We start from the raw sequence: 14,183 nt of genomic DNA on the forward strand, positions 1-14,183 counted from the left end.
AGAGCCGAGTTACCGAGCAGTAGCCCCACAGCGTCTCTGCTATCGCGCAATACCTCGTCATTACCGAGCGATAGCCCTCCATTTTCGCGCAGTAGACACCCAGTACCGCGCAGTAGAGCCGAGTTACCGAGCAGTAGCCCCACAGCGTCTCTACTATCGAGCAATACCTCGTCATTACCGAGCGATAGCCCACCATTTTCGCACAGTAGACACCCAGTACCGCGCAGTAGGGTCGAGTTACCGAGCAGTAGAACAACAGTGTTTCTGCTATCGAGCAATACCTCCTCATTTCCGAGCGATAGCCCTCCATTTTCGCGCAGTAAACACTCAGTACCGCGCAGTAGAGCCGAGTTGCCGAGCAGTAGCCCAATAGCGTTCCCTCTATCGAGCAATACCTCGTCATTTTCGAGCGATAGCCCACCATTTTCGCACAGTAGACACTCAGTACCGCGCAGTAGAGCCGAGTTACCGAGCAGTAGCCCAACAGCTTCTCTGCTATCGAGCAATACCTCGTCATTTCCGAGCGATAGCCCTCTATTTTCGCGCAGTAGACACCCAGTACCGCGCAGTAGAGCCGAGTTACCGAGCAGTAGCCCCACAGCGTCTCTGCTATCGCGCAATACCTCGTCATTACCGAGCGATAGCCCACCATTTTCGCGCAGTAGACACCCAGTACCGCGCAGTAGGGTCGAGTTACCGAGCAGTAGAACAACAGTGTTTCTGCTATCGAGCAATACCTCCTCATTTCCGAGCGATAGCCCTCCATTTTCGCGCAGTAAACACTCAGTACCGCGCAGTAGCCCTTAACATTGATGAAAGTTACTAGCCCATACCATAAGGTTGTACTATCAACTCTCACTAAAAAAAACAGCCCTCTTCCGAAGCAAAAGCTAGAAGAGAGCTACTTGTTAATCCGCCTTGAAGGTAGAGAATCTAGAACCAGCCATTCTCACTAAGCTAAGCTATCTTGTCTTTATTTCTCGAAGGAATCATATTAAACAGTATGTTCAATAAAATTGCAGTGAAACTTCCTGCAACAATACCGTTACTTGTTAGAATTTGAAGACTGCCAGGTAAGGATTGAAACAGATCTGGCACAACCGTTACGCCTAGACCAATACCGATTGAACATGCAATAATCATCGCATTATCAGGGGACTTAGAGTCTGAAATGATTGTGCTGAGCATCTTAATCCCTTGAGAGATAATCATCCCGAACATGGCAATCATCGCTCCACCTAAAACGGGCTCAGGAATAATGGTAGTTAGAGAGGAAATCTTCGGAATAAATCCAAGCAGGATAAGCATCCCACCAGCTATGTATATAACCTTACGAGTTTTCACACCGGACATTTGCATCAGACCTACATTTTGTGAAAAAGTCGTGTAAGGAAAAGAGTTAAAGATACCTCCAAGTAAAACAGCGATCCCTTCTGCACGGTACCCCTTTGTTAAATCTTTCTTCTGTATTTTCTTCCCGACCATATCTCCCAGCGCAAAGTACACGCCAGTTGATTCCACTAACGATACGATTGCTACCAGTGTCATTGTAAGAATAGGGGACCAATCAAACGTAGGCATTCCGAAATAGAAAGGCTGAATCATATGAAACACATCTGCTTCTTTTACTGCAGTGAAATCTAGCATTCCCATGAAAAATGCTGCAATTGTTCCAGCGATGATTCCTATTAAGATAGAAATAGCTTTTATAAAGCCGCGGGAAAATCGATATAACAATACGATGAAAATGAGCGTTCCAAATGATAATAAAACATTTTGAAGTGAACCGAAATCTTCCGCTCCTTGACCACCACCCATATTATTAATTGCCACAGGAATTAAGGTGATTCCAATAATAGTAACGACTGAACCAGTTACAACTGGCGGAAAAAATTTGACTAGCTTCCCAAAAAAGCCGCTGATTAAAATGACGATAATACCAGAGACGATAATTGCTCCGTAGATAGAAGAAATACCGTATTCTCCGCCAATTGCAATCATGGGGCCTACTGCAGTAAACGTACATCCTAGAACGACTGGAAGACCGATACCGAAAAATCGATTATTCATCACCTGTAAAATAGTAGCGACTCCGGACATTAGAATATCGATGGCAACTAGATAAGTTAACTCCTCAGCACTGAGCCCTAGAGAGCCTCCAACGATAAGAGGGACAATAACTGCACCTGCATACATCGCGAGCACGTGCTGTAACCCGAGTGTTGTGTTCTTAAATAGATTATTCATAGATAGGCGCTCCTTTTGCAAATTCTATTTTGCCATTCTCTAGTGACTCAATAATCACAAGTGATTCAACGCGGATCCCTTTTTCCCGAATTAATTTTCCGCCTGGTTGGAATCCTTTTTCAATTACAATTCCAACACCAGCTATTGTTGCTCCAGCCTGGTCGATGATGTCCAGCAATCCAAGCACTGCCTGTCCATTTGCAAGGAAGTCATCGATAATTAAAACCTTTTCCCCATAATGGAGAAAGTCCTTGGAAACGGATATATCACTTGTAATATTTTTCGTGAAGGAATGAACCTGGGACGTAAGTAAGTTTTGAGAAAGCGTCACGGATTTGCTTTTTCTTGCAAACACAACGGGTACCTCAAGTGCAAGTCCTGCAAAAATAGAAGGAGCGATTCCAGAAGACTCAATAGTTAAGATTTTTGTGACCCCAACATTCTTGAAGCGATCCGCAATTTCTTCTCCAATTGCCTTCATCAAGACAGGGTCGATCTGATGATTTAAAAAAACATCTACCTTTAGTACGTCTTTCGATAAAACTTTTCCTAACTCTACAATCTTGTCCTCTAGCAAATTCACGGCGATTCCTTCTTTCCTTAGAATTAAAATAAAAAAACTCGAATGACAAGGCTCCATTCCTACGAGTGGAGCGATGGCATTCGAGTATTATTCGAATAATAAAAGAAATGGCGACACAAATGTGTCCCAATCATGTAACCACGCCACTCGTAGTCAACTTTTTTACGGAAAGTTGGTAGAAACTTGCAGGCCATATCCCTGCCTTTATACGAGTCTATGAAATTGAATTGTTCTCATTATAGCACGGTAAAGTTATTTTACAATAAAAATAATAAAAAAAGGGGGGTGGTGCTCATGACGATAGACCCTGTCATTTATTTTTAGGGAAAAAAGTAAACCGCCCAGCCTTAGCAAAAAAGGGGGCGGTTTACTAAATCATGTAGTTTACCTGTCAATAGCGCACCATATTCATCGTTCAGATTTTACACAATGGACTTCAGCTCTGGCTCAGGTCTTTCCTCATACAAATTGTATTTCTTTAAGAATTCGCTCACAATTTCTTCGTATTCCTCTGGATTTTCATTGAACGACTTAGCATGTGCCCCTTTTTCAAATAGCTTTAATTCCTTTGGACCTTTTTTCTTTTCATAAAGATCCTCTGTCATCTTTGGCAAAATGAAATCATCCTCTAGGCTGTGAATAAATAGTACAGGTTTTTCAATATTGTCTACCACATCGAGAGGGGATACGAGGTTTAACGTATAGCCGTCTCGTATTTTTAAAAATAAGTTTGCAAATCGAATGGCTAGCGTAGAACGTAAGGGAGTGGTCTGCGTCATAATATGATAGACCTGATCCTCAAAGTTCGAGAAGGCGCAATCGGAAATATAAAAATCTGCGTCGTCAATAATTGAACCAGCATATAAAAGGGTTGTGGCTGCACCCATAGATTCTCCGTGGATCCCAATAATGGCGTTTTCTCCTGCACGTTCTCTTACCGCTTGCACAATGGCCTGTAAATCTAGCTTCTCGTAAAAGCCGAAGCTTGTTGTTTTCCCGCCAGAATCCCCATGTCTTCGGTGGTCATAAACGACACAGTTAAAACCAAGACGTTCAAACATTCTTACGAATCGGATAGAATTAATCTTATTCTCTGTGACTCCGTGACAAATAATCATATATTTATTTGTCTGAAGGGGCTCTATAAAGATGGCTTTCAGGGCATACCCATTAATCGACTCCACCCAGCGTTCTGTTTTATTCACGCTGTTGTACCAAGCCTCATCAAGTCGTTTAGCGGTAATTTCCCTGTTGAGAATAAAATCATCCTCTTTCTTTTTAATGTACATAAGCTTGTTGGTCAAAAAGAAACCAAATACGGTGGCTATTGCTGTAAGGATGCTCGTAAAAATACTCGTCCAAACGATTACTCTCTTTCGCATAAGGTCAACTCCTACTTACTTTTAAATAATCGATACATCCCCGTTTCTATTGGGCGAGATACATGGGGCGCAACAATTTCCACTGCATGTAGCAGCTGGTCCAAGTCAATCCCGGTGTCAATTCCCATTTGTTCTAGCATATTCACAACATCCTCTGTTGCTACATTTCCTGTTGCGCCAGGTGCAAAAGGACAACCTCCCAAGCCTCCTGCGGAAGTGTCGAATCGAGTAACTCCTGCAGAAAGGGCGGCAAAAATATTTGCCAGTCCCATTTTTCTTGTATCATGGAAATGTGCGGTAATCAGTGTTTCAGGGAACTCCTTTATTAGCAGGTCAAATAACGTATAGCTTTCAAGAGGATTTGCCATGCCAATCGTGTCCGCTACGCTCAGCTCGTGAACTCCCCAAGAGACAAATTCTTTACAAAGAGCAAGTGTTCTTTCAGGATTTATCTTCCCTTCATATGGGCAATAAAAGGCAGTGGATATACAAGCACGAACAAAATATCCTTCTTGTAATAACGTTTCCACAATTGGCCTTAATTCATCCATACTTTCTCTGGTTGTTTTATTGATATTTTTTTTATTGAAGCTATCCGATACTCCTACAAATACAGCGAGGCATTTTGCACCAGCTGCTTTTGCCAGCTCTACGCCTTTTAGATTGGGGGTAAGTACAAATTGTCTACCCACTTTTTCTACATTTGACACTATTTCTGGTGCATCTTTCATTTGTGGTACCCACTTTGGCGAAACAAAGGAGCTAATCTCCATTTCTTGCACACCGGACTGTTGTAATCCTCGAATAAAATCTAATTTAACTTCCGTCGGTACTTCCTTTTTTTCATTTTGTAGTCCGTCACGTGGACCAACCTCGATAATTGTCACTTTATTTGGTAAAATAAACATAATCATCCCTCCCATTCCTATTTTAAGGAAAGAAGGGATGAACTAGCAAATTATTTAGGGGAAAATTAGGGGAGGACTAAAGAATGTCAAATGAAGTAGTCATTGTGAGTGCAGTAAGAACTGCAATTGGATCGTTTCAAGGCTCTTTAAAGGATGTGCCTGCTACAAAGTTAGGGGCAATTGTGATTGAAAAAGCATTAGAAAAAGCTGGCGTGTCGAAGGATGCGGTGGAAGAAGTAATAATGGGGAACGTACTTCAAGCCGGACTAGGGCAAAACCCTGCTAGACAGGCTGCTCTTCAAGCTGGTTTACCTCAGGCTGTCTCTGCTCTTACGATTAATAAAGTATGCGGCTCTGGACTAAAGGCAATCCACCTTGCAACACAAGCGATCATCGCTGGAGATGCGGATATCATCGTAGCAGGCGGTATGGAGAATATGAGCCAGGCACCGTATTTATTGAAAAATGCTCGTGAAGGCTTCCGAATGGGAGATCAAAAGGTAGTAGACAGCATGATTTCTGATGGCTTATGGTGTGCATTCAATGATTACCATATGGGGATTACTGCTGAAAATCTATGTGATCGCTACGAGATTACGAGAGAAGAGCAAGACAAATTCTCTGCTCGCTCTCAAGCACGTGCAGTAGCAGCGATGGAAGCCGGAAAATTTGCGGACGAAATCGTGCCAGTAGAAATTCCACAGCGCAAAGGAGACCCAATCGTATTTGCACAGGATGAATATCCGAAAAAGGGCTCTACGGAGGAAAAGCTAGCTGGTCTACGTCCTGCCTTTAAGAAGGACGGATCTGTGACAGCTGGAAATGCCTCTGGTATTAATGATGGAGCAGCAGCTGTTGTCGTGATGAGCAAGAAAAAAGCGGAGGAGTTAGGGCTTGAGCCTTTAGCTACTATCGTGGCAAATGCGTCTGCAGGAGTAGATCCGCAAGTGATGGGAATCGGACCAGTGGAGGCTGTGAAAAAGGTACTATCAAAATCTAATTTATCGATGTCGGATATCGAGTTAATCGAAGCAAATGAAGCTTTTGCAGCGCAATCTATTGCAGTAGATAGAGAGTTATCCTTCAATCATGATATACTAAATGTAAATGGAGGAGCTATTGCCCTTGGACATCCAATCGGAGCAAGCGGCGCTCGAATCTTCGTTACGCTATTACATGAAATGAAGAAGCGAGATGCAAAAACAGGTCTTGCAACACTATGTATCGGAGGAGGCCAAGGAGTAGCGACCATCGTAAAACGTTAAAAGAAGGTGGACTATTTGGCTAAAAAGAAACAAAAAAGACAGCAGCCTGGGGTGAAAGCTGCACCAGTCAAAGAAGAAGGCAACGCACTTTCCGATCAGCTTTCCTCTGACATTCTAGCGAAATTAAAGGAAACAAAGAAGCAGCTAGTAACAGCGGAGCAGCAAAAGGAAGAGGAAAGACAAGCGCGTTTAGCCTTTGAGAAAAAACAACGAGAAAAAAATAAAACCTTTGAAGAGCTATTAGATGAATACGGCTTTGAAGGGTCTAAATTTTAAAAACACACAGCGAGGGGGAAATCCTTTCGCTGTTTTGTTTTGAAAGCATTTTTCAATAGAAAAGTTATAGTGGATAAATGGAAAACAGGTGGGTTATAGGAGCTGCAGCTTGATAAAGATAGAAAGACAAAGGTATATTGTGTTCTTCATTAACATTCATTTGCCTACCATAAAAAATTGAATTAATTGAAAATAGAAGTGGCTATGTTATAATGTAGATAAGAAACGAGTATATTAAAAAGACTGCTGGTGCGTGAACACCAACAGTCTTAGCAATAACATCGTTCGCTTCAAAGGCGAACAGCTTATGAATGGTAAACCGTCCACTTGCTTGAAAGTTGGGGGCGGTTTACTTTTTTTTGAGTAAAAGTAAATAACAGAACAATTACCGCAACAATTAGCACTGAAAATTCAATCATAATGCTTATTACTTCAAATACTTTCATCAGCTACACCTCCTTACTCCCACTTAGAGAGTGAGGGTGGAAATGAAGATGCGCTGCCGCCCATGAAACCCTAGTTATTGCATAACCTAATTAAACCTTATTGTGTAAGGTTTACCTCGAAAGAATACAAATATCATGAAGTTAAGTTTGATAGAATAATGTTTTATAGGTAGAAGTATCATTCTCCCCTTTAAAAAGAAGATAAAAAACCATTCTCATTTTCCTCAAATGTTCACGTATGTTCATTAATTTTCCATATATACTTCCCAGATTATACGTTAAACTTTAAAAAATAGTAATAATGTTATGTTAGCGAGGATCTTTATGAAAAAAATACTTAAAATCAGTTTAATTCTCCTATTTCTAATTGGAGGCTTTGGATTTGCAGGCTTTTATATCTGGTCGCAACAAACGTACGAGGCTTCTGAGGAACTTTATACTTATATAGATACTGATGAGATTCAGTATGAAGAGAATTGGCTCGTTTTCGAACCTATGGAGGAGACAAAAGGCGGTGTCATTCTTTATCCGGGTGCAAAAGTTGAGCCGGAAGCATACAGTTACTATGCTCAAGGGTTGGCAGATAACGGCTACACTGTCGTCATACCAAAGGTTACTTTAAACTTTGCAATTTTCGATGTCGACCAAGCGGATCTCATTAGAAAAGAGTTTAGTAGTATAGACAACTGGTTTGTCGGTGGCCATTCGCTTGGCGGAGTGGCGGCTGCTTCCTATGCCTACGATCACCTAAAAGAGGTGAGTGGAATCATCTTTTTAGCTTCTTACCCGAGCAATTCCGCGGATTTTTCTAAGACAGAAATGCCAATCCTCTCTCTTTACGCCGAGCATGATGGGTTAACAACAACAGAGAAAATAGAGGAAACCAAACATTTGCTATCTCCAGACACTACCCTGTATGAAATAAAAGGCGGAAACCATGCCCAGTTCGCTATGTACGGGGAACAAAAAGGGGATGGTAAGGCAACGATCACCGCAAAAGAACAGCAAAATGAAATCATACAAGCAACGGACCAGTGGCTACAAGCTACAAACAATTAATAATAGAAAAAAAGAAATAAAAAGCCAAAGAAAAATCATATCCAAGTAGAGGTGTGATTTTTCTATTTGATGGATTTACATTTACTATAATGATCAAAATTATAAAGTAAATATGTAAGGATTATCCAATTAAAAGTATAGAATCCTACTCGCTGTTATTTTATAATACGTTTGTGAAGTAACGCACAAACTTTTAAAAGATACTGCCTCACGATAATAATGCATAGTTACTTGTTATTGTTTAATAAAAATTTTTGTAACGAAGATAAGGAAGATTACTATTATGAATAGAAATGTAAGACAATATATTGGAATTCTAGCAGCAATTGTTATTTACTATATAATCCATGAAGGGGCTCACCTTCTAGTAGCATTACAATATGGTGTCTTTAAGCAGGTTAATTTCATGGGGCTTGGTATTCAGGTGGATGTATATCATACTCAGATGACGGATTATCAGATGGGAATCTTCTGTCTGGCCGGTGCAATGGCAACCTTTGTTTGCGGTTGGCTTCTCATTATTTTGAGCAGACGAATCTGTGCAGCGAAATCGAAGGTCTTTCGCACGATTGCTTGGTACACCTCACTAGTCATGCTACTACTTGATCCCATCTATTTGAGTATGCTTAGTGAGTTTTTTGGTGGTGGCGATATGAACGGAATCTCGCTAATTTGGCAGGAATGGATTGTGCGGGCTTTCTTTGTAGGAATTGGTCTTATTCATGCGTTCGTCATCTACCGCTACCTACTACCTAAGTATAAAGAGTCCTTTGCTGAGAGTAAGAGAGATGAAGAAGCTACAGTAGTATAGCTATATCATCAGTCGCTTTAACGCAGAGTCGACAATGCTGTGAAAAAAACAGCTTGTCTGGCTCTGTTTTTTTGTATATTTAAATTTTAATGATTCTAGCCGTTTTACTAGAACTGGGATCTTTCTTTTATTTTGAACTTCTTATTGTATAAAAATATGCTTTGGATAATAAAAGTGGATTGTAGAAAGTAAAGACTGAACAAAATATGGTATGCACCCGTAGAACTTAAAGTTTGTAGCGTGTTATTAATTGTAAGAAAAATCGAACTCTATAAGAGTTGGTTTCGTCTTTAATGGAAATGAAATAATTAGATGAATCTGGAGTTCATCGGAGCACTGATAACACGGGGGGAAAAGATGAAGCGAACAATAAGATCAAAAGTGTTGACCGGTTATGATTTATTCTTAGCGACAGGTGCAATTTGGTTGGGAATTCAGATGGTGATGTTACGTAACGGAACAATCTTCGGAGAAGCATATCCTGATAGTTGGGCATCCAAGCTTCCATTTGACAGCTGGGTTATGCCGGGAATACTTGCAATTGTTATATTTGGGGTAGGTAATGTGATTGCTGCGGTACTTAGTTTAAAAAATAGAAATAATAGTTCATGGTATATTTCTGGATTAATGGGAGCAATCTTTTTTCTTGGCTTAATTATTCAGCGCATTATTGTAGGGGAAACCTATATTGTAACGAATCCATTTTTAGCTTTAAGTATTATTCAGTTATTTCTAAGTGGCTACGTGTTTATGGGGTCAAGAAAAGAGCTTTGAATATAGGAGGCATTGATCGTAAAAGGTTAATGCCTTTTTTGGAAAAGGAGACGGTTTCCATATGATTTCATTAAGTGCTATATTGATTTTGCTATTTTTCTACATGAATGTTGGAAAGAGAGTAGAGCATGAGGTGTTATCGAATGAAGATTCTCCTGTTTTTATACAGAATGCAATAGAAAACAATTATAAAAACTATGGTTTTAGTGTGTTTCAAGATGAAAAGAATACGTTCATCTACTACAACAGCGATTCAGTACCCAATGAATATATAACAAAGGATTTAAAAGTAAGATATAAAGGTGGAAAATATGTAGCTACTGCAACAGTCAAACCTGCTGTAAACACTCCAAACACTGATAAGCTAGTTAAACTCAGCAAGATATCAGACAAAGACCTCGTTCTAAAAGTAAACATTAAGTAATTCTAAGAAGTAAAAAGTCAGTTTAGTTGAATAAAAAGGGTTTTGGGAGTTTATGAAGAAATGTTTGTTATTGGGGGTTTAACAAGGGTTAGTAAGACAGTAGTTGAAAAAGGATGATATCTTTATTTATAGAAAGTACATACAAACATATTTTTAGGAGGTTTTTAATGGATCACTCATTTTCTATGTTTCTAGACAATTATTTAAATGCTTGGAGAACCTCCTCCTTAGAACAGCTAGCAGAGCTAATTTCTCCAGATTATCAAGCAAGAGAAATAACTGGTGGGAAAATCGTTGACTTTGGCTATGAAGAATCAGTAAGTGGATGGGAACAGGGCTTTCATTTTGCAAAAGAAAATAAGGCTCAATGGGATATAAGAGTAATTTCCATTCTTCCTTTAAGAGAAGAAGAAACCATGGCTATTTTATCAGCAACCTTGGAGATTCAAGGCAAACGTTTAGAAACAGCCAATTTATTCTTCCAAACTTTTAGAAAAGATAACAACACCGATTGGAAACTAATCAGAAGTTATATCGAAGCAGGAGTAACTCTTGTTCATACAAAAAATGTGCTATTCAAATAAAAGGCTTTACTTCAGAAGGAGTAAAGTCTTTTTCTTTTAATAAATGAAAGTTGCAGTTTAGTCAAACAAGTTACGAGCAATCTGTTGAAACGTAAATCATTTCCCTACGTTTATTTACTATAAAGAAAGAGGGATGATAGTGAAAAAACTTAATCTAACTGTGTCCTTAATACTTTTATCAATCGGATTAATGGGCTGTCAACAAAGCAAGAACGAACAAGAAGAGAATAAATTTTCTGCTACACAGCACATAAAAACAAGCGCAGAGATTAAGGAATACGATTTTATTTATCGACTCGTGACTGAAAATCAGAATACGAGGAGGGTAAACCTGTAAACATTTATGCAGAGCTAGAATATATAGGGGATCAAGAAGAAATAGAAATTGGTCATGCAGCTTCACCGTTCTTTTTTCCAATGGTGGAAACTACAAGAAATTTTGAAATAGATTATAGGATGGCTGAACCATTTTCAGGTACCAAGTTAGTGAAAGGAGAGCCACACCGTGAAGAATATAGGGGAGGAAGTTGATGTAAAATACAGGGAGTAGAGGTTTGTAAGGCTAGAGACTTAACTTAAATTCCTCCTTAAGCTCATTATTATTATCTTGTTCGTAACTTATGCTAGAAAAAAAGAAAGTGGGTCACAGATAAATATGAATCGAATTTGGAAAGTTATAAGGAATATTTCATTATCCCTCCTAGCAGTGTTAGTTATTTGGGTTGCTTTCAGCAATATCATGACAGTCTACGAACAAAAGAAATACAACCCCATCGGACAATTAGTGGAAGTTGATGGTAGAAATATGCACATTTATACAAAGGGTGAGGGTGATGACACGATCGTTTTATTAAGCGGGCTCGGAACAGCAGCACCAGCTTTAGATTTTGCTCCTTTAATAGATGAATTGTCAAAAGATAATAAAGTAGTAGTGGTTGAGCCATTTGGATACGGATGGAGTGATAGTACCAAAAAAGAACGAACAGTTGAAAACATGGTAGAGGAAATAAGAGTAGCGTTAAAAAAATCAAACATACCAGGACCGTATATTCTAATGCCACATTCGGTTTCAGGAATTTATAGTATGTATTTTGCTAATACATATCCAGAGGAAGTGAAAGGTATCATAGGAATTGACCCAACATTACCACAAGCTTTAGAATATTTTGGTGAGGATGCCCCTTCCATGCCTGAGTTTTTAAGATATCTGGCACCAACCGGAATCGCTAGATTAGCATTATATATTAATCCGGAAGGTTTTCTACCTATTGCTGATGATGGGATTTATTCTGAAAAAAATTTAGAAATGACCAAGGCGATTTCCGCTTGGAAGGGTTACAACAAAAACGTTGTTGCTGAAGCCAATGAATTAAAAGATAACATTAACAAAACCGTTGATATGAAGTTCCCATCTAATCTTCCAGTATTAATCTTTACAACGGAAGATGAAAAGGTAACAGAGGATGGCAAGAATAACGTGTCTTTTTATAAGACGCAGTTAACTAATAATCCTGCAAGTAAAGTTGAAGTCTTACAGGGCCATCACTATCTTCATTGGACACGTTATAAGGAAATGAACAAAGAAATAAAGGAATTCACAAATTCATTTGTTGATCAATAAATAAATTGCGAATGTTAGGGGATTGACGTATCAAGGAATATAGCCGTTCTATAAAGTTTTTAATCACTCTCGAAGGACATTGATTATAAATAATATTCATTCTCAAAATATGTTGTAATTTAGGGAGCAACCATAGGAATTCATGGGCGGCGGCACATCTTTCTTTTTCGCTCACTTTCTCAGTGAGAGAGGGGGGTGATGATGACAATAGAACAAGCATTAAACCTGATGATTTCGTTTTCCACGTTAATCGTCGCGATACTTGCTTTGTCATTTACTTTTACGAAAAAAAGTAAACCGCCCCTCAGCCTAGCACGCGTGTGGACGGTTTACTGTTTACTGTGCTGTTCGCCTTTGAAGCGAACTATGATGTTGCAAAAAACTGTTGGTGTTACAGCACCAATAGTCTTTTTTAATATACTCTTACCTTACCCATATTATATCATATCAATCACTATTTTCAATGAATTCAGTGGTTATCATATTTATTTCAGATACTTTATAGGACTTTTTCTTTTTGACTAGAGTGAAATGCTATTGTTACACGAATCCAACATCGATTAAATTTCGTTTTCTTGAAATGGATATTTATGTTAAAGTGATAACAGTTTATGAAGGTTCACCCATACATGAAAGTAGCAGTTGTTTACTAAGGGGGATATGAAAATTGGAGAAGAAATATAGTAAGTATTCAATCATTCTAATTGTCGTTGGGATTTTTATTGCGTACATGATTTTTCCGCCTGTCAATTTAACTTTTGGTAAGTGGTCTATGGTTGCCATCCCCATTGGTTTTGCTATCTATTTAACTGGTGTAGCACTTGGAATTATCGCTTTCATTAAGAAAGAAAAAGGTTTTATTAAATACATTTCGCTCCTGTCTATTTCGTTGGGTGTTTTGTTTGTTGTATTCCTCTCCTATATATTCGGAGGAGAAATCTAAGTATTACCGAGTGGACGGTTTACTGTTTGCTTGTTCTGTTCGCCTTTGAAGCGATCTATTCTTATTGCTAAGACTGTTGGTGTTCCCGCACCAATGGTCTTTTTTAATACACTCTTTCCTTATCCCTTTCATAACATATTATTCTATATTTTTGATAAGTTTAGCACGTTTGGTATAGAAAGAATATATGTTAATTTGAATAGATGAACTTAACAAATAGATAGGGGAAACGACAGTGAAGCTACCAACTTTTAAATACAATCCTAATCCGATTAAATTAGGAGTAATAATAGAAGAAGAAACGATATGTCCTGTTTGCAAGAAAAAAAGAGATTTCGTCTATGAAGGGCCCTTTTTTTCAGTAGAAGAAATGGAAGGCATTTGTCCTTGGTGCATCGCGGATGGTTCTGCAGCAAAAAAATATGATGGCGAGTTTCAGGATGCACATTCATGCGAAAAAGTTGATCAAGAGGCTTATGTAGATGAGCTTATTTATAGAACTCCAGGTTATACAGGATGGCAACAAGAATATTGGCTTAGTCATTGTGGTGACTTCTGTTCCATTATTGATTTTGTTGGATGGGACGAAATAAAACATTTAGAAGTTGAGTTAAAAGACGACATCGATAAAATTTGTGAAGATTATCAATTAACATACCAAGAATTTAAAGATACTCTAGAAGTTGGCGGTGATTTACAAGGTTATTTGTTTAAGTGCAATTGCTGTAAACAACATCGACTTCATGCAGATATGGCATAATGTTATTAAAAATCTGCCGTTTCTTTTTTGTGCAATTAACATATGCTTATAACTAGCAACAAGTCTTATATGATTAAGATGGAATGTTTTTAATTTAATT

17 protein-coding genes and 1 riboswitch are annotated in these 14,183 nt (G+C 38.8%); of the genes, 12 read left to right on the forward strand and 5 right to left on the reverse strand.

Features of this window, described 5'->3' with window-relative positions; translation table 11 throughout:
* Positions 1-957: 957 nt before the first annotated feature.
* The 4 genes from AC1ECF_RS10955 to AC1ECF_RS10970 all read right to left on the reverse strand — a co-directional run bounded on the left by AC1ECF_RS10955 (position 958) and on the right by AC1ECF_RS10970 (position 5,120).
* Positions 958-2,247: a nucleobase:cation symporter-2 family protein gene (locus AC1ECF_RS10955; protein WP_480389454.1), complete on the reverse strand. Its 1,290-nt coding sequence runs from the start codon at positions 2,245-2,247 to the stop codon at positions 958-960.
* Positions 2,240-2,830 carry a xanthine phosphoribosyltransferase gene (locus AC1ECF_RS10960; protein WP_480389455.1) on the reverse strand — a complete coding sequence of 197 codons (591 nt, stop codon included), beginning with the start codon at positions 2,828-2,830 and terminating at the stop codon, positions 2,240-2,242. The genes AC1ECF_RS10955 and AC1ECF_RS10960 overlap by 8 nt, the downstream gene beginning before the upstream one ends.
* A gap of 130 nt (positions 2,831-2,960) precedes the next feature.
* Positions 2,961-3,062, reverse strand: a riboswitch (purine riboswitch).
* Between the two features lie 190 nt (positions 3,063-3,252).
* A complete protein-coding gene (locus AC1ECF_RS10965) occupies positions 3,253-4,212 on the reverse strand; it encodes an alpha/beta hydrolase (protein WP_480389456.1) in 960 nt (319 codons plus the stop codon).
* 11 nt (positions 4,213-4,223) lie between these two features.
* Complete coding sequence (locus AC1ECF_RS10970; RefSeq protein WP_480389457.1) at positions 4,224-5,120, reverse strand: hydroxymethylglutaryl-CoA lyase; 897 nt, start codon at positions 5,118-5,120, stop codon at positions 4,224-4,226.
* 83 nt (positions 5,121-5,203) lie between these two features.
* Between AC1ECF_RS10970 and AC1ECF_RS10975 the strand changes: the two genes are divergently transcribed.
* Together AC1ECF_RS10975 and AC1ECF_RS10980 are read left to right on the forward strand one after the other, a co-directional pair.
* Positions 5,204-6,385: an acetyl-CoA C-acetyltransferase gene (locus AC1ECF_RS10975; RefSeq protein WP_480389458.1), complete on the forward strand. Its 1,182-nt coding sequence runs from the start codon at positions 5,204-5,206 to the stop codon at positions 6,383-6,385.
* A gap of 6 nt (positions 6,386-6,391) precedes the next feature.
* Positions 6,392-6,661 carry a YqkE family protein gene (locus AC1ECF_RS10980; RefSeq protein ID WP_480389459.1) on the forward strand — a complete coding sequence of 90 codons (270 nt, stop codon included), beginning with the start codon at positions 6,392-6,394 and terminating at the stop codon, positions 6,659-6,661.
* Positions 6,662-6,966: 305 nt separating this feature from the next.
* Here AC1ECF_RS10980 and AC1ECF_RS10985 read toward each other — a convergent pair whose 3' ends face one another.
* On the reverse strand, positions 6,967-7,107 hold the full coding sequence (locus AC1ECF_RS10985) for a putative holin-like toxin (RefSeq protein ID WP_480389460.1): 141 nt from the start codon (positions 7,105-7,107) through the stop codon (positions 6,967-6,969).
* Between the two features lie 324 nt (positions 7,108-7,431).
* Here AC1ECF_RS10985 and AC1ECF_RS10990 point away from each other — a divergent pair, with 324 nt between their 5' ends.
* The 10 genes from AC1ECF_RS10990 (at position 7,432) to AC1ECF_RS11035 (ending at position 14,083) form a co-directional block, all read left to right on the forward strand.
* Entirely contained in the window at positions 7,432-8,166 is a 735-nt protein-coding gene (locus AC1ECF_RS10990) for an alpha/beta hydrolase (RefSeq protein WP_480389461.1), read from the forward strand.
* Positions 8,167-8,449: 283 nt separating this feature from the next.
* Positions 8,450-8,977: a hypothetical protein gene (locus tag AC1ECF_RS10995; protein WP_480389462.1), complete on the forward strand. Its 528-nt coding sequence runs from the start codon at positions 8,450-8,452 to the stop codon at positions 8,975-8,977.
* Between the two features lie 357 nt (positions 8,978-9,334).
* Positions 9,335-9,751: a hypothetical protein gene (locus AC1ECF_RS11000; protein ID WP_480389463.1), complete on the forward strand. Its 417-nt coding sequence runs from the start codon at positions 9,335-9,337 to the stop codon at positions 9,749-9,751.
* Between the two features lie 61 nt (positions 9,752-9,812).
* Positions 9,813-10,175 carry a hypothetical protein gene (locus AC1ECF_RS11005; RefSeq protein ID WP_480389464.1) on the forward strand — a complete coding sequence of 121 codons (363 nt, stop codon included), beginning with the start codon at positions 9,813-9,815 and terminating at the stop codon, positions 10,173-10,175.
* A gap of 167 nt (positions 10,176-10,342) precedes the next feature.
* Positions 10,343-10,759, forward strand: coding sequence for a flavoprotein (locus tag AC1ECF_RS11010; RefSeq protein ID WP_480389465.1), 417 nt, complete (start codon positions 10,343-10,345; stop codon positions 10,757-10,759).
* Between the two features lie 139 nt (positions 10,760-10,898).
* The gene (locus tag AC1ECF_RS11015; protein ID WP_480389466.1) at positions 10,899-11,096 is read left to right on the forward strand and encodes a hypothetical protein; all 198 of its coding nucleotides are present in this window, start codon (positions 10,899-10,901) and stop codon (positions 11,094-11,096) included.
* A gap of 318 nt (positions 11,097-11,414) precedes the next feature.
* Positions 11,415-12,380 carry an alpha/beta fold hydrolase gene (locus tag AC1ECF_RS11020; RefSeq protein ID WP_480389467.1) on the forward strand — a complete coding sequence of 322 codons (966 nt, stop codon included), beginning with the start codon at positions 11,415-11,417 and terminating at the stop codon, positions 12,378-12,380.
* A 201-nt stretch (positions 12,381-12,581) separates the two neighbouring features.
* Positions 12,582-12,905, forward strand: coding sequence for a putative holin-like toxin (locus AC1ECF_RS11025; protein WP_480389468.1), 324 nt, complete (start codon positions 12,582-12,584; stop codon positions 12,903-12,905).
* A gap of 142 nt (positions 12,906-13,047) precedes the next feature.
* A complete protein-coding gene (locus AC1ECF_RS11030; protein WP_480389469.1) occupies positions 13,048-13,323 on the forward strand; it encodes a hypothetical protein in 276 nt (91 codons plus the stop codon).
* Between the two features lie 235 nt (positions 13,324-13,558).
* On the forward strand, positions 13,559-14,083 hold the full coding sequence (locus tag AC1ECF_RS11035) for a CbrC family protein (RefSeq protein ID WP_480389470.1): 525 nt from the start codon (positions 13,559-13,561) through the stop codon (positions 14,081-14,083).
* The last annotated feature ends 100 nt before the right edge of the window (positions 14,084-14,183 follow it).

It is taken from the genome of Psychrobacillus sp. Z3-81, from assembly GCF_056620325.1.